Source organism: Gammaproteobacteria bacterium (assembly GCA_011682695.1).
Lineage (GTDB): Bacteria > Actinomycetota > Acidimicrobiia > Spongiisociales > UBA4744 > BMS3Bbin01.
The window spans coordinates 14,532-34,349 of record JAACED010000021.1 but is presented as its reverse complement, the minus strand read 5'-3'; the positions used below and the strand labels follow the sequence as shown (position 1 = coordinate 34,349).

The 19,818-nt window shown below is 64.4% G+C and carries 15 protein-coding genes; 7 read left to right on the top strand and 8 right to left on the bottom strand.

The window, feature by feature from the left end:
* Positions 1-595: 595 nt before the first annotated feature.
* On the bottom strand, positions 596-871 hold the full coding sequence (locus GWP04_06140) for a hypothetical protein (GenBank protein NIA25133.1): 276 nt from the start codon (positions 869-871) through the stop codon (positions 596-598).
* A 251-nt stretch (positions 872-1,122) separates the two neighbouring features.
* Positions 1,123-1,521, bottom strand: a complete 399-nt coding sequence (locus tag GWP04_06135; GenBank protein ID NIA25132.1) for a DUF1298 domain-containing protein — start codon at positions 1,519-1,521, stop codon at positions 1,123-1,125.
* Between the two features lie 290 nt (positions 1,522-1,811).
* Between GWP04_06135 and GWP04_06130 the strand changes: the two genes are divergently transcribed.
* The 3 genes from GWP04_06130 (at position 1,812) to GWP04_06120 (ending at position 6,601) form a co-directional block, all read left to right on the top strand.
* A complete protein-coding gene (locus tag GWP04_06130; GenBank protein ID NIA25131.1) occupies positions 1,812-2,576 on the top strand; it encodes a methyltransferase in 765 nt (254 codons plus the stop codon).
* Positions 2,577-3,012: 436 nt separating this feature from the next.
* Positions 3,013-4,809 carry a hypothetical protein gene (locus GWP04_06125; protein NIA25130.1) on the top strand — a complete coding sequence of 599 codons (1,797 nt, stop codon included), beginning with the start codon at positions 3,013-3,015 and terminating at the stop codon, positions 4,807-4,809.
* A gap of 343 nt (positions 4,810-5,152) precedes the next feature.
* Positions 5,153-6,601, top strand: a complete 1,449-nt coding sequence (locus GWP04_06120) for a PDZ domain-containing protein (GenBank protein NIA25129.1) — start codon at positions 5,153-5,155, stop codon at positions 6,599-6,601.
* A 162-nt stretch (positions 6,602-6,763) separates the two neighbouring features.
* Here GWP04_06120 and GWP04_06115 read toward each other — a convergent pair whose 3' ends face one another.
* Together GWP04_06115 and GWP04_06110 are read right to left on the bottom strand one after the other, a co-directional pair.
* Positions 6,764-8,254: a DEAD/DEAH box helicase gene (locus GWP04_06115; GenBank protein ID NIA25128.1), complete on the bottom strand. Its 1,491-nt coding sequence runs from the start codon at positions 8,252-8,254 to the stop codon at positions 6,764-6,766.
* Positions 8,255-8,517: 263 nt separating this feature from the next.
* Entirely contained in the window at positions 8,518-9,102 is a 585-nt protein-coding gene (locus GWP04_06110; GenBank protein NIA25127.1) for a TetR family transcriptional regulator, read from the bottom strand.
* Between the two features lie 69 nt (positions 9,103-9,171).
* On the opposite strand from GWP04_06110, the gene GWP04_06105 reads away from it, so the two are divergent.
* A complete protein-coding gene (locus tag GWP04_06105) occupies positions 9,172-11,460 on the top strand; it encodes an MMPL family transporter (protein ID NIA25126.1) in 2,289 nt (762 codons plus the stop codon).
* A 50-nt stretch (positions 11,461-11,510) separates the two neighbouring features.
* Here the strand turns inward: GWP04_06105 and GWP04_06100 are convergent, their stop codons facing one another.
* From GWP04_06100 to aroF, 3 genes are read right to left on the bottom strand one after another with little or no spacing between them, the layout of a single operon-like run.
* On the bottom strand, positions 11,511-12,320 hold the full coding sequence (locus GWP04_06100; GenBank protein ID NIA25125.1) for a bifunctional chorismate mutase/prephenate dehydratase: 810 nt from the start codon (positions 12,318-12,320) through the stop codon (positions 11,511-11,513).
* The gene (locus tag GWP04_06095) at positions 12,317-13,366 is read right to left on the bottom strand and encodes a prephenate dehydrogenase/arogenate dehydrogenase family protein (protein NIA25124.1); all 1,050 of its coding nucleotides are present in this window, start codon (positions 13,364-13,366) and stop codon (positions 12,317-12,319) included. Before GWP04_06095 ends, GWP04_06100 begins: the two co-directional genes overlap by 4 nt.
* Entirely contained in the window at positions 13,359-14,453 is a 1,095-nt protein-coding gene (gene aroF, locus GWP04_06090; protein ID NIA25123.1) for a 3-deoxy-7-phosphoheptulonate synthase, read from the bottom strand. The genes GWP04_06095 and aroF overlap by 8 nt, the downstream gene beginning before the upstream one ends.
* A gap of 534 nt (positions 14,454-14,987) precedes the next feature.
* On the opposite strand from aroF, the gene GWP04_06085 reads away from it, so the two are divergent.
* Positions 14,988-16,130, top strand: a complete 1,143-nt coding sequence (locus GWP04_06085; protein ID NIA25122.1) for a hypothetical protein — start codon at positions 14,988-14,990, stop codon at positions 16,128-16,130.
* Positions 16,131-16,166: 36 nt separating this feature from the next.
* On the opposite strand, the gene GWP04_06080 is transcribed toward GWP04_06085, so the two are convergent.
* Entirely contained in the window at positions 16,167-17,549 is a 1,383-nt protein-coding gene (locus GWP04_06080; GenBank protein NIA25121.1) for a DUF4173 domain-containing protein, read from the bottom strand.
* Between the two features lie 119 nt (positions 17,550-17,668).
* Between GWP04_06080 and GWP04_06075 the strand changes: the two genes are divergently transcribed.
* The gene (locus GWP04_06075) at positions 17,669-19,030 is read left to right on the top strand and encodes a glutamine synthetase (GenBank protein NIA25120.1); all 1,362 of its coding nucleotides are present in this window, start codon (positions 17,669-17,671) and stop codon (positions 19,028-19,030) included.
* A gap of 8 nt (positions 19,031-19,038) precedes the next feature.
* The gene (locus GWP04_06070; GenBank protein ID NIA25119.1) at positions 19,039-19,815 is read left to right on the top strand and encodes a glucose 1-dehydrogenase; all 777 of its coding nucleotides are present in this window, start codon (positions 19,039-19,041) and stop codon (positions 19,813-19,815) included.
* The last annotated feature ends 3 nt before the right edge of the window (positions 19,816-19,818 follow it).

Sequence of the window (19,818 nt, the reverse complement as noted above, 5' to 3'; positions counted from 1 at the left end):
CAGGCGATTCACGAGCCAACCCCGCCAACGACCTACCGGACACTACGAGCCAAAACCCGCCATGACCGGTCCCCGCATACAAGTCGGCGCTTCATCTCGACACCTGGCAGGTCGTGTGCCATTCGGTCGAGAGGGTGTAGGCGTAGTAGGCATTCGGGGGGTACGTCAAGACGGTCCATGCCGAGTTCGCCGAAGCGCCTCCGTATCGTTGGAGACCCCACCGCCTGTCGATACACCTCCGTGCCTGCCCGTGCGACATCGTCTCCAGTCACTTGCCGGACAGCGATGGAGTGCGAGGTGAGGCGGGTTTCGTCATCACGTCGACAGTCTTCTGGCAGCGAGTCATCTACTCGAACGGGCCGAGATCTACCATGTGCAGCGGCGCATCGGAGGCGGCATGACGATCACATTCGACAACGATTTCAATCAGGTTCATATCGCCGGCGACCGGCTTGCCTTGACCGTAGCTACCGGATTTGGACCTCGTATCACCGCCTTCTCAGAAATCGGGTCGATGAATGTGCTCGCCGAGTTGGGTGACGTCGCACTCGATCTTCCCGACGGTCGCTCCTACAGGTTTCGTGGTGGCCACCGGCTATGGGCTGCGCCTGAGGTGCCTGATATCACATACGAACCCGACGACGAACCCGTGGTCGTGGCCGAGATCGGTGCGGCGCTGCAGGTCGTTCAAACCGGCAGCGCGAACCTCGGGATAGAGAAGAAGATGATCATCCATCCGCACGTCGGGAGCAACACGGTCTCCATAGTCCACACCCTCATTAACACCGGAGACAAGGCGATCGACGCCGCACCGTGGGCGATCACCCAATTGCCCGTCGGCGGTACGGCCCTGATTCCGCTGGCTGGCCATCTCGTGGATCCGCACGGTTTGCAGGCGAACGCTGCGATCGTCGTCTGGCCATATACCGGCCCGGAAGACGCCCCGTTCGTGGTTGAGAACCGGATGGTCATACTCGAGGCCAATCGCACCCGGCCCACCAAAGTGGGAACGTCCCTGGATCGAGGCTGGATGGCGTACGTGAGGGGCGATTCGGTGTTCGTGAAGCGTGCGCAACACTCCACCGGCGACCGCCACGTCGACTTCGGTGCAACGGCCCAGTGCTATTGCGACTCACGATTCATCGAACTCGAGACTCTCGGGCCACTGGTCTCACTTCGCCCGGGCGCTTCTACATCGCACGAGGAAACCTGGGAGCTGCATCGGGTCGATCCCGACATCGATCCGCATGATGTCCCGGAGTTGCTCGGGCTCGACGGAGGAACCGCGAGGTGAGCCACACAGAGAACCGGCGGGCGTATGGGGTCCAAGCCTCTCGAGGAAGCGACTTTCCGGGCCGTTTTGTCGAGTGAGTTCTCTACGCCTTCGACGAGTATCGCGAGATCGGGACAGCTGTCCCGATCGGTGGCCACGGTCAGGTTGAGCGGTCCGGCGTAGGGAAACGCCCCGATCCCGAGCGCGATGGTGCCCATGAGCAGTACCACCGGGAACAGTTCTGGCAAGCGGGCTCCATCAGAGGGGTCTGCAGACCGCCGGCGACCGCGCACAGGAGGATGTCGCTCATGTTGACGTGGTACGCAGGAGCAGTCTGCAGGTCTGTTCGAGGTCACTGCGTACAACGGCCAGGCGCCGGTGCGAGTCGATCCGGCGGTTGGCCATCTGCTCGTCGGCTGACAGGGTGCGGTGGCGACCATGGTCGTGAGTTGCCGAGCGATCCCGCGGTGAGATCAGAGGTTCAGGTGCCGTCGTCGGCCCGGCAGGCATCAGACCCGGCCCTGCTACGTTTCCTGGCATGGTCGTGCGCGTCGAGGATACCGGTGGGCTGGGAACCGTCGAGGTGGAGATCGCCGCCGGCGGGGGACCGGTCACGCCGGCGAGCCGGGCGACGGTACGGGCCGTGGGTCGCTGCCGCGGGCTCCTCGCCGGCGTCGGCATCGACTGGGGCACAGGCACCGGACTTCTCTCGATCGCCGCGGCTCGCATCCCGGCGGTGACCTCCATCATCGCCATCGAACGGGACCCAGAAGCGGTGGCGAACGCCCGTCGGAACGTCACTCGCAACGGCGCCACCGACCGAGTCGTTGTCGTCCGGGCCGACCTCTTTACCCCCTACGACCCCGACGACCGGGATCTCCTCGAGCGGCTCGTAGGTGGCGTCGACTTCCTCATCGCCAACCCGCCGGCCTCCGACGACGGAGATGGGCTGGAGTGGCGTCGCCGGGTCCTCGACGGCGCCCGGCCGTTCCTCAAACCCGGTGCCATCGTCCTCCTTCAGGCGGCGTCCCACTACGGAGAGGAGCGGATCCGGGGACTCGCCGACGTCGGCGGCTACCGGTTTGTCGAAACGGTGGAGCGCTCCCTGTGGACGCCGTTTGACCTTTCCCGCGATGACCTGTGCCGGGCCGTCGACGCCTACGTTGCCGAAGAGCGCCGGGGTGGCCGGCCCTACCGGTTCCAGCTCGCCGACGGGTCCGTGGTCGATGCCCGGCAAGTCGCCGCCGGAGCAGGCCCGCCGCTCACGAGCTGGCAGGCCCATCGCTTCGAACGCACCGGGTGAAGCGTGGGCCCTGCATCGGGGACGATTGGGCTCGAGATGTGTGTCCGCGGATGTCTCGGAAGGTTCATGAGAGTGATCAGATGTCGGAAAGGCTCAGGTGGCTGACGGCGGGGAGACACGCCGGTTGTGGACCGGTCCGCGATGGTCGGGTGTGGGGTATCGCTGTCGACGAACGGCACAGCCTGGTTGCGGAGGGCTTTGCGGCTCGGTAGGCAGCAAATCTGATGAGCTGTGGCACAGGTCCCTCTCAACATGAATGCTTGAGGTTTGGACCCGGAGTGTCGAATACGGGAAGTGAGGATTCTGACTGGTTGGCTTGAAACACGGCGTGCCGTGTTCGTCTGAACGTCACACGCAGACGGCACGGCGACGGTTTTGATCCGATGGAACGCTTGTCGGTACAGTCCAGTCACGACGACACTTCTGGAGAACGGCAATGTCACGAAGCATCAGGATCGCACTCGTCGGTCTTGCACTCGTTCTGAGCGCCTGCACTATCCAAATCAATACGACGACCACCACCACTACTGATACCACCGGCACGAGCCTGCCGTCCGGCAACGCCGCCACCAGCATCCCTGGCGGAGGTACCTCCAGCCCGACCGACGGGGGCATCATCACCAACCTGCAAGACGCCGGCGCCGCCATCGTCCGTGTCGTCGCCGGGCCGTTCAACGACCCGCCTGAATACGAGACCCTGTATCCCGCTCCCACCGCCGCAACAGGGTTTGTCATCAGCTCTACCGGGCACATCCTCACCACCAATCATGCTGTCGCCGGTGCCGACAACATCGACGTGTATTTCGCCGACGACTCGCAACCGCACGCCGCCACCGTGGTCGCTACCGACGAGTGCTTCGACCTGGCCGTCCTTTTCATCGAGGAGGAAGACCACCCGTTTCTCTGGATTTCCGGGGACCTCCTCGCCGTGGGCCAACATGTCACCATCGGCGGCTATCCCCAAGACATGCCCGTCTACACCGTCACCGACGGGACCGTCACGAGTGCCAGCCTCAGTGGGGGAACCCCCTGGTTCGACGCCGACGTCTTCGCCAGCCTGGACGTGCCAACCTGGATCGGGGAAGCCGGTGCGCCCGTCCTCGCCGACGACGGTACCGTCGTTGCCATCACCCGGCCCATTGACGATACGGTCACTTTCGCCATCCCCTTCTCGGTCGTGGGAGCGGGAGTCGGCGATCTCGAGATGGGCGGCCGTCCCGGCACCAGCCCCCTGGTCACCATCGGCCTCAACACCACCTATTATCGCGATCCGGCCAACACCTCCGGACCCGACGGCCTCTGGGTGCGCGGCGTTCTCCCCAACAGCGCCGCCGATCAGATCGCCATCCAACCTGGCGACATCATCGTCTCCATCGACGGGAACGAAGCCGCCTCCGAACAGGGCATCGACAACTACTGCCTGGCCCTTCACAGTCACAATGCCGTCGAGCCCATCCCCATCGTCATCTACAGGCCCGGCGACGACCTGTTCTACGAGGGGGTCCTTGGCACCGACGTCGTCCTCACCTCCAACGGGCAAAACTGGAAGAACACCACCGTTGCTCAGCCGACAACGACAACGGCCAAACCGCTGCCGCCACCTACCACCACGACGTTGCCTGCCTTCGGGCCGCCGCCTGGTAATGACAACGGCGGTTTCGACTGGATCAAGAACACTGGTTTCTACCTGCTGCCTGCCGAACCGTACGCCGCCTACGTCCCAGTGGACGACGTTCACCATGTCATCCACAGCTCAAAACCCGACGAATGGGGACTCGAACTCTCCGTTGACGCCTCACCCATCTACGGGTCACCCGACGGGCCGTACGGCACCGGCGTGCAACTGTATGTCATCGGCGCAGATGACATCGCCGAGTACACCACCGACTGGACCGTCACCGGTTACCAGATGGGCATCGCCCACAAAACCCCGTACGACTCGTGGACCCCAGAGATGTGGATCAAATCCCGCAACTGGTCCGATCGGTGTGTCGAGGGCGGTATCGGCGTCTACGACGACGGCACCTATGACGGCGTCTACCGGTTCTGGCACCACTGCGAAACGGACTATCTCTATGCCGTCAAGCTGGACATCGCGGCCTGGAATGCCGACCGCAGCGTCATCATCTGGATCTCCGGACTCATGTTCAGCGAACCGGACTACGACGCGTTCTCCAAAGCCCTCAGCGATCACACCTTCGATCCGGCACAACTCACCTCCGAAGGGTATTGACATTGTCAGGATCACCGACGAAGTGGACGTATCTTGCTGCTCGAGAGCGAACATGCGTGTCGCGGTGTTGATGAGACCGCCAACGGATCGACGTACTCTGCGACGAGGGACGCCATGCGCCGGTGAGATGGTCATCTGCCCGCAGATTCGACAGCGCGACACCAGGGCGGGCGGAACCAGTGTCCGAGATGCTCCGGCGGGAATCGCGTTGTCTGCCGGGGGTCAGGTGTCATGAACGCTGGTTGTTTGCTGGCGTATTTTGATAGTGAATCCAAGGGCCTGCCACACTTGTGAAGGTATGGTATTGGCACCACGGAACGGTATGTGAGCCAAGGAGAGTGACATGCGGATCAGGAAACTACATCTCGCGCTGATAGCCGTGGCGCTTGTCGCCGCTTCCTGTAGTGCCGAATTCAGCATCGGGGACAACCTGGACGACACCTCTGATGGCAGCGGAAAGGCAGTCAACAGTCTGGAGGGAGTGCGCAGCGCGGTAGTGCGCATCATTGCCCATGGCAGTTTCGTGGAACCGGGCGAAGGTACCATGTTCAACACGGCCGGCACCGGATCCGGGTTCATCATCGACAAGTCCGGCATCGCGGTCACCAACAACCATGTGGTCGCCGGCGCAGCTTTCCTGGACGTGTACGTGAATGGGGAGGCCGAACCCCGCAACGCGAAGGTCCTCGGTGTGTCCGAATGCTCCGATCTGGCAGTCATCGACATCGACGGTGACGGGTTCGACTATCTCGTGTGGTCCGAGGACCCGATCGTGGCCGGTGAGAAAATCTACGCTGCCGGGTTCCCGCTCGGTTCCACCGAATACACGCTGCTGGATGGGATCGTCTCGAAAGCAAAAGCCGACGGCGAGTCCGACTGGTCGTCGGTCGATCATGTGATCGAGCATTCCGCTGACACCCTTCCCGGTTCATCCGGTGGACCAATCGTCACCGAGGGCGGCAATGTGATCGCCGTCAACTATGCCGGAGACTCTGCCGGCCAGGCGTACGCGATCGGCCGTGACGAAGCCCTCTCCGTTCTCGACCAGCTCAAAGCCGGCGAGGATGTCACCTCCATCGGCATCAACGGGCAGGCGATCAGCCAGGGCGGCATGTCCGGCGTCTTCGTCAACTCGATTGTCTCCGGCAGCCCTGCAGGGAACGCCGGGGTCAAACCCGGCGATATCGTCACCCTCATCGAAGGGATCGTCCCTGCCACCGACGGCACCATGGCCGACTATTGCGACGTGCTTCGCAGCCGGAACGCCACCGATGCGATTTCCATCGAGGTGTACCGGCCCGACACGGACCTGTTCTACGAAGGTGTCCTGAACTCCGGTGAGAAACTCGCTGCGGAGGATGTTCCCGCAACGAACCCGCCGACCGCAGCTCCTCCGGCCACGGCATCGCCGAGTCAGGAGGACGTGTACGAGTACCTGGAACTCTGGCCGGGCACATGCTTCGACGACGAAGGGATCGACCTCGACGCCGGCTACATCACACCTGTGGACTGCAACCAGCCACACGACAATGAGGTGATCGCCATCATCCAGTTCGATTCTTCCGAGCCTTGGCCTGGCTCCGACGTGCTCCAGGAAGAGGCAGACACCGAATGCGCCGGTTCCGTCTTCGAAGATTACGTTGGTGTCACCTACAACAGCTCGGCGCTGTACGTCGAATCGATCCCGGCCCCTCGAGGTGACTGGGAGATGGGCATGGCCTACGCCATTTGTGTCGCCTACGACATGGACTGGGATCCCATCACCGGCAGCGTCTACCAGTCCGGCTACTAAGACACCCATCTGCCTGAAGAACACGGGGGCTCCCGAGGGAGCCCCCGCCAGTCTGCTCGTGCAGCGTCTGACTCTGCGTTTGAACATGAAGCCCCGCCGGGCTCATTCATCACCAAGCCAACGGACGATGACATTCACCGAGTCGGTTGTCCGACATGAGGGTCAGTCGTGCTGGCGCCTCGGCTTGGCGAAGCGAACGGTGAGGTCCCGTCCTTCCAGCGTCGACCCGTGCAGCGCCTCGATCGCGGTCCGGGCGCCCGACTGGGGCATGTCGACGAAGCCGAACCCCTTGGAACGTCCCGTTCGCCGGTCGGTGATGATGGTGGTCTGGTGGACCTCGCCGTAGCGCGCGAACAGTGTTTGCACGTCGTCGACGGTGGCTTCCCACGGCAGGTTTGCGACATAAACGCTCTGCCCGCCGCCGCCACCTGTGTGGTGCGGTTGCGTCTTGGAGCGTGCAGCCGGCCGCATGGTGGGAGTCTTTCGCCTTGGTCCTTCCGGCGCAGGCTCACCGACCCGGTGTCCACCGTGGCGGAGCGCATCGAGTTGAGGCGCCTCGATGGGTGCGTGCAGGTCGAGATCCCGCTGCATACGGCGAACGTTTCGCTGCTGGTCGCCGGTCACGAGGCTGACGACCGTTCCGGTAGCGCCGGCTCGGGCTGTGCGGCCCGACCGATGCAGGTAGTCCTTGGAGTCGCCCGGGGGATCGAAGTGGATCACGGACGCGACCGCGTCGATGTGGATGCCTCTCGCGGCAACGTCGGTTGCGATCAGCGCCTGAGCGCGACCGGACGAGAACGCCTGGAGGGCTCTGGTTCGCTGGTTCTGGGAGCGCCCACCGTGCATGGCGACCGCACCGATCCCCAGCTTGGTGAGCTGCTTGACGAGCCGGTCGGCACCGTGACGGGTACGCGTGAACACGATGGAGCGGCCGGCCGCGTCGACCAGGTCTGCGGTGTGCTGCACCCGGTCGTGGTGTTGCACCAGCCAGAAGAGGTGCCGGGCATCAACCGTTTCAGGTTCCACGGTCCCCGCTTCGTGACGGACAGGATCCCGCTGGTAGTCGCGACTCAGCACCGCTACATCTCCGTCGAGCGTCGCAGAGAACAGGAGTGTCTGTCGACGCCGCGAAGTACGATCGAGGATTCGTCGCACGGCGGGGAAGAATCCCATGTCTGCCATCCGGTCCGCCTCGTCGACCACGACGATATCGACCTGACTCAGGTCTACGGATCGTTGCTCGATGAGGTCTTCGAGCCGTCCGGGGGTTGCGACCAGGACGTCGATACCTTTGCGCAGTGCGTTCTTCTGGGGGCCGTATCCCACGCCGCCATAGATGGCGAACACGCGGCGACCGACTGCCTTGGCGAGTGGAGACAATTCGCGCTTGATCTGCTCGGCGAGCTCTCGCGTGGGAGCCAAGATCAGAGCGCGGGGCCGAAACCCGTTTGCCCGGTCGACGTTCGTGAGAAGTGGGAGACCGAAAGCGAGGGTCTTTCCGGACCCGGTCGGGGCCCTTCCAGACACATCCTTGCCGGCGAGGGCATCGGGAATTGTGACTGCCTGAACGGGGAAAGGCTCGACGATGTCGCTCTTGGCGAGCGCACGTACGAGCGGGTCGGGCAGCCCAAGATGGGCGAACGTGGTTGTCATGGTGACTCCTGGTCCCGGATGGGGAAGATAGGTGAATGTGCCGATCTCTCGCTCGACCGCGCGGCGTCCATCGCCTACAGGATCAAGAGTCGGCCGAAGAGGCAGTCCAACCGGGTGAGAAACTAAGCCGTATAACCACCGGGGAAGCGACTGTACGCTGGCCTCCACCCGGTGCGGCCTGCGCAACGATAGCAGAGATCCGGGGTTGCACGACCGGCCACTCCGTCGAGGTGCGTCGAACGGCTGTGTGTGTCCACCGACCGTCAGGCGGAAAGGTGCGGCGTCAGGGTGTTCGCGACGAGATGATCCACGTACGTGGCGGTGATCTCGTCGTGGTAGAGGAGCCGTCGGAGGTAGAGGGGGCCGATCAGCCGGTCTGTGAGCAGGTCGATGTCGACGCCGGGGGTGATTGAGCCCTCTTCGAGACCGGCGCGCAGGAGATCCCGCAGCAGCTTCGGCCCGAACGCCGTCATTCGTTCGAGCGCGGCGAACACGTCCTTATCCCATTCGGCGAGGCTGATCATCGCGGTCATGATCTGTCCGCTGTCGCCGTTCAGGGCCGCAGCAAACGTCTGGAGGAGCCTGGTCATTCGATCGGAGATGGGGAGATCCGCCGGGGGAGAGGCCGGGTGGAGGTCGGCTCCCCGGCGCACGAGGTCGAGCAGGATGTCGGATCGTTCGGGCCAGTGGCGGTAGACCGTGGCCCTGGCGACACCGGCCGCCTCGGCGACCCGCAGGTGGGTTACCGCTTCGGGGCCGTGTTCCGAAAGCAGTCCACGAGCTGCATCGAGCATCAGGCGATGGGTGCGCTGGACCTGCGGGTTGGTCTTGTGTTCAGAGCTGGACATGCGGTACCTCCACGCACATGATATGGTCTGTCTCGCTTAATTCAGTCTGTCTCATCTGGAGAGTTCCTCATGCTCGCACGCCTCGGCCGATTCGCCGCGTCCCATCCGTGGCGATTCATCGCTGCCTGGCTCCTGACGGTAGCCATACTCGCCGGCGCCGTCGTCAGCGTAGGACCGGCCTTTAGCTCCAACATTACGGCTCCTGCGTCGGAGAGCAGTGAGGGTCTGGACATCCTCGCCTCCGAGTTCCCTGGCGCGGGAGGTGACCCGGCGACCATCGTGTTCCGGGCCGAACAGGGGGTCGGCGACCCGGACGTGCAAGCGGCGATGTCCGAGTTGTTCGTGGGAACGAAGCAGATCGACGGTGTGGTCAACGTCGTGAGCCCGTACTCGCCGATCGGTGGAAGTCAGATCTCGACGAACGCCGAGAGTGCAGGCAAGATCGCCTATGCCCAGCTCGTCCTGGAGGCGGGGACCACCACCGACGAGGGTGCCAGGATCGGCAATGAGATCGCCTCGATATCCCCGGAAATCGACGGACTCGAGATGGCTCTCGGCGGTGACGTGTTCCGCCATCGGGAACCGCCGAGTTCGGAGACCCTCGGCCTGGCCTTCGCCATGTTCGTATTGATCGCGGCGTTCGGCTCCGTGCTGGCAATGGGTCTGCCCATAGCGACGGCGCTCGCGGGCGTCGGAACGGGCGTGCTGATTACTGCGTTGGTGAGCAACGTCATCGAGATGCCCGACTTCGCCGCAACGATCGGCATCATGATCGGCCTCGGTGTGGGCATCGACTACGCCCTGTTCATCGTCACTCGGTACCGGGAGTATCTCGACCGCGGGGACCCGATCGGAGCCTCGGTCGCGGCTGCGCTCAACTCGGCGGGGCGGGCCGTGTTATTCGCCGGCGTCACCGTCGTCGTTTCGCTTCTCGGCATGTTGCTGATGGGTGTCACGTTCATCACGGGTCTCGCCGTTGCCGCATCGACGACCGTGCTGCTGACGATGGCTGCATCGGTCACTCTGCTCCCTGCCCTCATTGGCCTCGGCGGACACCGCATCCAGGTGACGCGTCGCGGTGGTCTGGTCGCCTCCGTCCTCGTGGCGGCCGCCCTCATCGGTGTGGCACTCGACATCCCGGCGCTCAGGGTGGCAATCATCCTCGCCGCCGCTGCCGTCGTCGCAGGACGCTTCCGCGGCCCGCTCCAGAAGCGGGTCACGATCTCGTCCGACAAGCCCATCGAGGAGACCGCCTTCTACCGGTGGAGCCGCTTCGTCCAGCGGAGAGCAGGAGTGATCACCATGACGGGCATCGTCGTGCTCGCCGTCGTCGCCATTCCGGTCCTCTCCGTTCAGCTCGGCTTCGCCGACTCGAGCAACGATCCTGAAGGGACGACGACGAGGGAGGCCTCCGACCTCCTCACCGAGGGTTTCGGGCCAGGAGCGAACGGACCGTTGCTTCTCGTCAGCGAGCTGCCGGAGGGAACGAACCTCATGGCGCTCCAGGGTGTGGCGGACACGCTCGGGGAGGTCGATGGGATCGCCCGCGTGTCCCGTCCCATTCCCAACGACCCTCAGCAGCCGACCGCCGTGCTTTGGCAGGTGATCCCCGAGACGTCACCGCAGGACGAGGTGACGACCGAACTCGTTCACGACCTCCGCAACGACGTCATCCCGCAGATCGACGAGACGGTGGGAACCGACATCAGGGTCACCGGGCCGGTGGCGTTGAATCTCGACTTCTCGGAGTATCTCTCTCAGCGGATCTGGTACTTCTACGGGGCCGTACTGCTTATCTCGTTCCTGTTCCTCATGGCGGTGTTCCGTTCGGTGCTCGTTCCGGCGAGCGCGGTCGTGATGAACCTGCTCGCCATCAGCGCCGCGTACGGCATCGTCGTCGCGGTCTTCCAGTGGGGATGGGGCGGTGGCCTGCTGGGTATCGCGCCCGGCCCGATCGAGCCGTTCATCCCGATGATGCTGTTCGCCATCGTCTTCGGGCTCTCGATGGACTACGAGGTGTTCCTGCTGACACGTATCCGCGAGGAGTACGACCGACACGGTGACAACAGCGCGGCGGTGTCCGACGGGTTGACCGTCACCGCGCGGGTCATCACTGCGGCGGCCCTGATCATGGTCTTCGTCTTCGGTAGCTTTCTGCTCGAGGACACAAGGACGGTCAAGATCCTCGGGCTCGGTCTCGCCGCGGCGGTCGCCATCGACGCGACCGTGGTGCGGATGCTGCTCGTGCCCGCCACGATGGAGCTGTTCGGAGACAGGAACTGGTGGATCCCGCGCCGGCTCGACCGTGTGCTTCCGAACCTGGTTGTCGAGCCCGAGCAATCGCAGTCCGCCGACTGACTGCCTGAGTCGCGGGTAACACCGTCCTCACATCCGGACTGACAGCAGGGTCACTTCGCGGCCCGGTAGGTTCCGAGAACGTGGAGATCGTCGATCGAGTGCGGGGGCGGGTCCACGATCCGTGCCACTCCGGCCGGCCCCGGCTCGTGCAGCAGATCCACGTAGAAGCGATAGGACCAGGCGGTTCTCCCCGGTCTCGACTCGATCCGGGTCAGGTTGGCGCCGCGCAATCCCAATTCGGTGAGGGTCATCGCCAACGCACCTGGGTTGTGGGCGGTCGAGAAGGAGATTGAGCTCTTGTTGTCGGCGGGTCCGGCGAATGGCGGGCCGGGGGCGAGGGCTACGAACCGGGTGGCGTTGTGGTCGCGGTCGACGACGTCGGAGAGCAGGACCTTGAGCCCGTAGCGCCGACTCGAGGCGGGAGGGGCGAGGGCAGCCTGTGTCGGGTCGCGGTTCTCCGCCACGAGGCGCACCGCGCCGGCGGTGTCCGGCACGGCGACCGGCTCCCATCCACGGACGGTCAACGTTTCGCGGGCTTGGGCCAGCGCCTCGGGATGAGACAACACTCGTCGGATGTCGGCAGGTTTTGCACCGGGAAGACCGATGAGGGCATGACGTATCCTCCCGTAGTGCTCGGCGACGATCGATGCATCGGCGGCGGCAAGTCTATCGAGGACTTCGAGAATGCTGCCGGTCGTCGAGTTCTCGATCGGAACGACCAGCAGGTCGACGCTGCCGTCGGCGAGGGCGGCGAAGGCCTCGGCGAACCCGTGCAGTCCCACCGTCTCGGCCTGCGGATACAGGCCTGTCACGGCCTGGTGGCTGTAGGAGCGTTCCTCTCCTTGGTATCCGACCTTCATTGTCCGTTACCTCTGATTCGTGCCACGGTCAACGTTTCGGCATTCAACGCCCGGCACAGAGCCGGAATGTCGCCGTTCCGCACGAACACCTTCAGCAGGCCGCCGCCACCATGGGGTGCGTGACGAAGCTGCATGTCGCGTACATCCACTCGGCTGTGCTCCAGCGCCCGGCCGACAGCGGCGAGTTCGCCCGGTCGGTCCAGCAACGAGACCTCGACCGTGCTCACCGCAGCGTGGAGGTCTTCTTGGAGGCGGCCCGCCTCGGTCAGGGCTGCGGTGACCTCCCGGTGTGACTCGGTTTCGAGGAGATCCGCCCACCGCTGCAGTCTGCGACCGAACCGTTCGATCGTCTCGATCGCCAGCTGTCGGTTGGCAGCCAGCAGCTCGGACCACAGGGCCGCATCGGACGCGGCCACTCGCGTGAGATCGCGAAAGCCGCCACCGACGAGGGAAAGGTCTCCAATCTCCGCCGCGGCCTCCGCGATCAGCGTCGAAGCAAGGAGCTGCGGCAGGTGGCTCACGACGGCGATTGCCCGATCGTGCTCGCCTGCGGACATTCGCACCGGATTGGCGCCGAGGTGTCGCACGATCTCCTCGACCCGTTCCATATCGTCAGGATCGGCCCCGTCCGTGATGAGGATCCAAGTCGCTCCACGGAACAACACGGGCGTTGCGGCGTCCGGGCCGCTCAGCTCCCGTCCCGCCATCGGATGGCCGGGCACGAAGTGGGGGAGGTGGGCGCCGGCGGTGATCACAGGGATCTTGACACCGGTGACGTCGGTCACCAGTACATCGGTCGAGAGGCTCCGAAGTGTCACGGGGACCGCCTTCGGCGGACCGGCCAGGACGAGTAGATCCAGATCTTCGGAGACGAGATCGGTTTCGGAGGCGGCCATCCGGGCCACCGCGCCGCGCTCGTGCGCCGCGTGCAGCGACGCAGGGTTCGGATCCCATCCGACCACGTTCCATCCTGCCGCGGTCAACCCGAGGCCGATTGACGCTCCGATCAGTCCGGTGCCGAGAATCCCGGCGGTGCCCTCACGCACCGGCCCGGCTCCCGCCGGCCGCTGCCGCGAGCGGTGAGAGGGCACGACGTTGCGCTCTGCGCGATTGATGCAGAATGGTTTCGAAGAGTGCCCGCACCACCAGGGGGTCGAGTCCGGAGCCTTCCGCCTCCGCCGTCAGGCCGGCGAGGATCTCGGCCTCGCGGCCGGGACTGTGCAGTGGGAGGCCGCGCGCCGTCTTCGCCTGACCGATCTCGACCGAATGTGAGAGTCTTTGGGCGAGGAGGCGGAGGATCTGGCGGTCGATCCGATCGATGTCTTCGCGAACCGCAACAATGCCGAGGGCCTCCATGAGCCGGTCGAAGCCGGCGGCGTCGAGCTGCTGTGGACCGTCGGAGAGCGCCCGGTCCGGCTCGTCATGTACTTCGACCATGATCCCGTCGGCTCCGACTGCGCGCCCGGCGAGCGCGAACGGAACGATCAGGTCTCTGCGGCCCGATGCGTGGCTCGGATCGATGATCACCGGCAGGTGACTGAGCGCCTTCACGACGGGGACCGCCCCGATGTCGAGGGTGTTGCGGGTTCTCGTCTCAAACGTCCGGATACCGCGTTCGCACAGCACGACCTGGGTGTTGCCGCCGTCCAGGATGTACTCGGCGGCGAGCAGCCACTCATCGACCGTGGCGGCCAGACCACGCTTGAGGAGCACCGGCTTGCCCGATCGTGCAACCGCGCACAACAGAGGGAAGTTCTGCATGTTGCGGGAGCCGACTTGGAGCATGTCGACGTGGCTCGCCACGAGGTCGACGTCGCCCGGCTCCATCACCTCGCTGATCGTCGGCAGGCCCGTTGCCTGTCCGGTCTTCTGGAGGATGCGGAGGCCTTCCGGGCCGAGACCCTGGAACGAGTACGGGGAGGTCCTCGGCTTGTAGGCGCCACCGCGCAGCATCGAAGCGCCGTTGCGGGAGACGATCTCGGCAGTTCGCATCATCTGCGCGTCGCTTTCGATAGCGCAGGGACCGGCGATCACCGGGTAGGAGCCACCGCCAAACTGCACCGGGCCGACCCGAACCACGGTTGTGGTCGAGCCCTCACTGCGGTGGCTCTTCAATGCTGGCTGGCTGCTCATGGTGTCCGAATCCTCTCTTGGGACCAGGACTCCGGGAACGAAAAACCCGGAGCCACCGGCTCCGGGTTGAAGGGGTTGTGTCGTGTGCCTGCCTACCGGCGCGTTCCCTTCACCCGGGCCTCGGGCCCGGCGTAAAAGAACGTAAAGACGTAGGCAGCTCTCATCTGGCGAGGAGCATAGCTCCCTCGCAGGGGACTGCCAAGCAGTTGTTGTGACGCTCATCCGGTGTCGAGGCGGGTCCTGTGTGACCACCAATGACATTCCTGATCGTCGGCCAAGGGTGCTCTGGGGGCTTCGGCAGACCGTGGGGAAGTCCATGTCTGCGTCTGATGGGCGAGTCCACTGTTCGACAGGTAGCTGTACGCTTGGGAGGCGAAGTCAGATGTGATCAGAGGGAAGGTGAGTGCGGGGTGTGACTGCGGATTCGCTCGCGTTGGGTGAGGAAGGGGTTCCGGTCGCAGGAGGAGGCGGCCCGCCAAAGTGTCGCCGAGCGCCCGGTCGGAGACAAGGCGTGCCAAAGACAGGAGGCTTTCAGTGGACATCATCACCAGGGATATGTTCGACGCTCTGATCGATTCGGATGCATCACCCGCGGTGTCGATCTACATGCCTACACATCGTGTCGGTCCGGAGATTCAGCAAGATCCGATCCGCCTCAAGAACCTGCTCCAAGCGGCTCGTCGGAGGCTCGTGAACAGCGGCGAGCGGGTACGGGAGGCGGAAGCGCTGCTTCGCCCCGCTTTCGAGCTGTGTGATCAGCCCAGCTTCTGGCAGTACCAGGAAGACGGATTGGCCCTGTTCCTCGCGCCGGATCGGTTCGACTCATACCGACTCCCCGCGGCGTTCAGAGAACTGGTCGTGGTAGGTGAGACGTTCCATGTCAAGCCGCTGCTGCGCGTGATGAGCCGGGGTGAACGCTTCCATGTGCTGGGGCTCAGCCAACAGCGCGTGCGGCTGCTGCGGGCAACGAGATACCGGGTGAGTGAGGTCGACATCAGCGGTGATGTTCCAGAGAGTCTGGCCGAAGCGCTCTGGTTCGAGGACCCTGAACGGCAGCTGCAATTCCATCAGTCGGCGAGACAAGGCGAAGGAAGGCTGACGGCCACATTTCACGGTCATGGGATGGGGAAAGAGACGTCACGCAAGCGACTCGAGCGGTTCTTCCGGGCGGTTGACAAAGGGATCGGTCAGATCATCGAAGCTGACGCTCCACTCGTGCTGGCCGGTGTCGAGTACCTGCTTCCGATCTATCGCCGTATCAGTGAGCATTCCATCATCCCCGATGGCGAGATCACCGGAAACCCCGAGGAACTCACTGAGGCGGAACTTCACCAACGGGCCTGGGAGATCGCCGAACCGTTCTTTCGAAAGGAACGGGATGCAGCCGCGGCGTCGTTCGCGACCGGCGCCCATCCGACCGAAACGACCACCGAGGGCGTCCTGCCCGCTGCCTTTGCGGGGCGGGTGGCGACCCTGTTCGTTGCAGAAGACACGATTGAGTGGGGAGTGGCGGGACCTTCGACACCCGTGGAACGGCACGCTGAACGAAAGCCCGGAGATCGCGATCTGCTCGACCTCGCTGTCGCGGAGACGTGGAGGCACCGAGGATCGGTCTACCTGGAGCCACCCTCCCAGATCCCGGGCGGCGGGGTGGTTGCCGCTGTGCTCAGATACTGAGAGCGGCTTCGCTCGCCGGTCTCGTGGCTTCGCCCATCACGACTCGCAGGATATGCCTGCGTTGTCGAGTGCCCGGCGCCCTCTGGCTTCCGCAAACGTGAAGCTGCGCCAGTCACCGGGCGCCTCCACCATCTCGCAGAGGGTCCACGGGTCGATATGGCCGATGAGTGATGGCACCGCGTCCGCGCTCAGTGAGGAGAGGTAGCCGACATCCACCGGATCCTTTGTCAGGTTGGTGCGGGCGATGACCCCATCGGGATTCACGGCGGCGGTCCCGATGAGCAGCACGATCCCCGTCGCGAACGCAGCCAGCGCGAACGCTGAGCGTCGCCCGCGCAGCAGCATCACCGCAACGAGCACGAGCACCAACCCGGCCCACAGCAGGAACACTGCTGCGTAGAAGCGGGCGTCGGTCAGGCCGTACGCGTCCACATACAACCGGAGGCGGACAACTGCGCTGGCGAGCACGAGGAGCGTCTCGGCGACGAGCAGGGTGAGAAGGCCATCCACGATTCGAGAGCGTTCGACGCCCTGGACGAGGCGGTCGACGGCGAGCGCGAGAAGCACGACGAGCGCACCGACGGTCACGAGTTCGAAGAACCCCCGCCGTGCATACTCCGCGTAGGTCAAGCCGGTGTTCGTATCGAGCCCACCGAACAGGTAGGCGAACTGGATCACCACGAATACGGCGAACAACGCTGCGACGGCGACGAGGCCGGCGGTCGCTTCAACCACCAGGCGCGGCCGAGGGTTCGATCGGGGAGCTGTCGTCTCCGCCCGCAGCGCATGCCGGAGCATGCCGATCCCTGCCCAGGTGAGGGCTGCAACCGTCAGCACGTGGGTCACGAAGCGTCCCACGTCGATGTTGACGATATCGTCGAGCAGGCGGGAGAAGACGGCGTCCGCGCCGGCGAAGAGGGCGGTGAACACGATGAGCACCGGCAGCACGACGAGCAGTCCGATGAGGATTCGTCCGACCCGGTTGCCGGTGTGGCCGAAGCTGACGTCCTCGGTCATGAAGTCGAAGGTCTCGACGACCGCAGCGAGTGTCGCCGTGCCGAGCGCGCCCGCGTACCGTCCGACTGTCCACTCACGAAGGTCATCATGTGCCAGCACGCGGATGCACACCATGCCGAGGCCGACGATGGCGATGACGGCGAGAGCAGTGAGCGTGGGTGCAGCCCTGAACGTCGGGATCCAGGCGACGGCTGCAAGGACGAGCGCAAGGATCCTTGCCATCGACGTGGGCCGGATGTAGAGGGTGCGTTCTCCGAACCACACAACCGCTGCGAACAGTGAACCGGCCAGCCCCAGCCCGATGCCCAGCGGGTGCTGGAACACGAGCACGTCGAATGCGACAGCCATCAACACGACGACGGTGGCTGTACGGGCCGGTCTGGCGACGACTCTCGTGTCCATGCACAGTCAACCATAGATGCCCGGCAGCCGTTGCGGACTCGGAGAATCGGCGATGTGCCCCGACGTCTAGGATTCACCGACGGGTGACGGCGACGAGAGGACACCGGATGGAACGGGGCATGCTCGGCATGGACGGCCTTCGAGCCAGGGTGGAAGCCGACGAGATCGACACCGTCATCGTCGCGTTCACCGACCACTACGGAAGGGTGCACGGCAAGCGTGTCGACGGTCGGTTCTTCGTCGACGAGGTGTATGAGCACGGCACGCATGCCTGCAACTACCTGCTGACCGTCGATATGGAGATGGAACCGGTCCCCGGGTATCGCTACGCGAACTGGGAGTTCGGCTATGGCGACTTCCACATGGTGCCGGATCTATCGACCCTTCGCGTAGCCGACTGGCTTCCCGGCACCGCGATCGTTCTGTGTGACCTCGAGGACACCACGACCGGCGGACTGGTTCCCGTTGCGCCCCGCTCCATGCTGCGACACCAGATCGATCGAGCCGCGGAACTCGGGTACACGGCCAAGGCGGCTTCGGAACTCGAGTACTTCCTGTACGAGACGAGTTACCGCGAAGGTGCCGAGCATCGCTACGAGAATCTCACCCCCGTCGGCTGGTACATCGAGGACTATCACCTGTTTCAAGGCGCCCGTGAAGAGCACTACAACGGCGCGGTTCGTCGTCACCTGAGCCGGTCCGGGATCCCTGTCGAGAACTCCAAGGGCGAATGGGGACGAGGGCAGCACGAGATGAACGTCCGCTACGCGGACATTCTCGAGATGGCAGATCGGCACACGATCATGAAACTGGCGATGAAGGACATCGCCGAGCAGAAGGGTGTCAGCGTCACCTTCATGGCCAAACCCGACACCGCCGAAGCAGGATCGAGCTGCCACGTGCACGCGAGTTTGTGGCGGGACGGCGCCAACGTCTTCCCCGGCGACGCGCAGATGGGTCCGGTCTCGGGCTCCGACGAGTTCCGGTGGTTCCTTGGAGGGTGGATGACCCACGTTTCCGAGGCGATGGTCGCCTATGCACCGACGATCAACTCTTACAAGCGCTATCAGGACAAGTCCTGGGCGCCGACCCGGATCGCCTGGAGCTACGACAACCGCACCGCAGGGTTCCGGGTCGTGGGGCGCGATGAGAGTCTGCGCATCGAATGCCGGATTCCCGGGGCGGACGCAAACCCGTACCTCGTCTATGCGGCCGTCCTGGCCTCGGGACTCGACGGCATCGCCAACCGGATCGAGCCGCCGGAGATTTTCGAAGGCAATGTGTACGCAGCGCGAGAGCTGCCTCGTGTTGCCCGCACGCTGCGCGATGCGACCGACAGTTTCGAAGGTAGCGCTTTCATGCGGAAAGCGTTCGGTCCTGGCGTACACGAGCACTATCTGCACTTCTTCCGGACCGAACAGGATGCCTACGACAACGCCGTGACCGACTGGGAGAAGTGGCGCTACTTCGAACGTATCTGAGGAGAACCATGAACAGACTCGATGGGAAGACCGCGTTGATCACCGGAGCGGGGAGCGGCATCGGTCGCGAAACCGCCCTGCTGTTCTCCGCAGAGGGGGCGGCGGTCGCGGCGGTCGACATCCATTTCGATGCGGTGACGGCGACGGTCGCCAAGATCGAGGAAACAGGCGGCAGGGCGGTGGCGATTCGCGCCGACGTCTCGAGATCGGCTGACAACGAGACGATGGTAACGGCCGCCGAGGAGGCGTTCGGGCGACTCGATGTGCTCTTTCTCAATGCCGGCATCATGCATTCGGCCGACGACGATGCAGTCGGCACCGACGAGGCCGTGTGGGATCTGACGATGGATGTGAACGCCAAGGGTGTCTTCCTCGGCTGCAAGTACGGGATCCCCGCGTTGCGTCGTGCCGGCGGTGGATCCGTCATCAACACCGCCTCGTTCGTGGCCGTCATGGGTGCCGCCACTCCGCAGATCGCGTACACGGCGTCGAAAGGGGCGGTCCTTGCGATGACCCGCGAGCTGGCGATCGTGCATGCGAAGGAGAACATCAGGGTCAATGCACTCTGCCCGGGGCCGCTGCATACCGAACTGCTGATGAAGTTCCTCGATACGCCCGAGAAGAAGCAGCGGCGTCTCGTGCATCTGCCGATGGGACGGTTCGGAGAAGCCGAAGAGATGGCGAAGGCGGCTCTGTTCCTCGCCTCCGACGACTCGTCATATGTGACAGGAACCGAGTTCATGGTCGACGGGGGACTCTCCGCCGCCTACGTGACCGCGGAGTAAGAC

Excerpts from the sequence above, each read along its gene's own strand:
- GWP04_06140 (NIA25133.1), bottom strand. The coding sequence starts at position 871 with ATGGCCAGCCAGCGGAATCAGGGCCGTACCGCCGACGGGCAATTGGGT.
- GWP04_06130 (NIA25131.1), top strand. The coding sequence starts at position 1,812 with ATGGTCGTGCGCGTCGAGGATACCGGTGGGCTGGGAACCGTCGAGGTG.
- GWP04_06125 (NIA25130.1), top strand. The coding sequence starts at position 3,013 with ATGTCACGAAGCATCAGGATCGCACTCGTCGGTCTTGCACTCGTTCTG.
- GWP04_06120 (NIA25129.1), top strand. The coding sequence starts at position 5,153 with ATGCGGATCAGGAAACTACATCTCGCGCTGATAGCCGTGGCGCTTGTC.
- GWP04_06115 (NIA25128.1), bottom strand. The coding sequence starts at position 8,254 with ATGACAACCACGTTCGCCCATCTTGGGCTGCCCGACCCGCTCGTACGT.
- GWP04_06110 (NIA25127.1), bottom strand. The coding sequence starts at position 9,102 with ATGTCCAGCTCTGAACACAAGACCAACCCGCAGGTCCAGCGCACCCAT.
- GWP04_06105 (NIA25126.1), top strand. The coding sequence starts at position 9,172 with ATGCTCGCACGCCTCGGCCGATTCGCCGCGTCCCATCCGTGGCGATTC.
- GWP04_06100 (NIA25125.1), bottom strand. The coding sequence starts at position 12,320 with ATGAAGGTCGGATACCAAGGAGAGGAACGCTCCTACAGCCACCAGGCC.
- aroF (NIA25123.1), bottom strand. The coding sequence starts at position 14,453 with ATGAGCAGCCAGCCAGCATTGAAGAGCCACCGCAGTGAGGGCTCGACC.
- GWP04_06080 (NIA25121.1), bottom strand. The coding sequence starts at position 17,549 with ATGGACACGAGAGTCGTCGCCAGACCGGCCCGTACAGCCACCGTCGTC.
- GWP04_06075 (NIA25120.1), top strand. The coding sequence starts at position 17,669 with ATGCTCGGCATGGACGGCCTTCGAGCCAGGGTGGAAGCCGACGAGATC.
- GWP04_06070 (NIA25119.1), top strand. The coding sequence starts at position 19,039 with ATGAACAGACTCGATGGGAAGACCGCGTTGATCACCGGAGCGGGGAGC.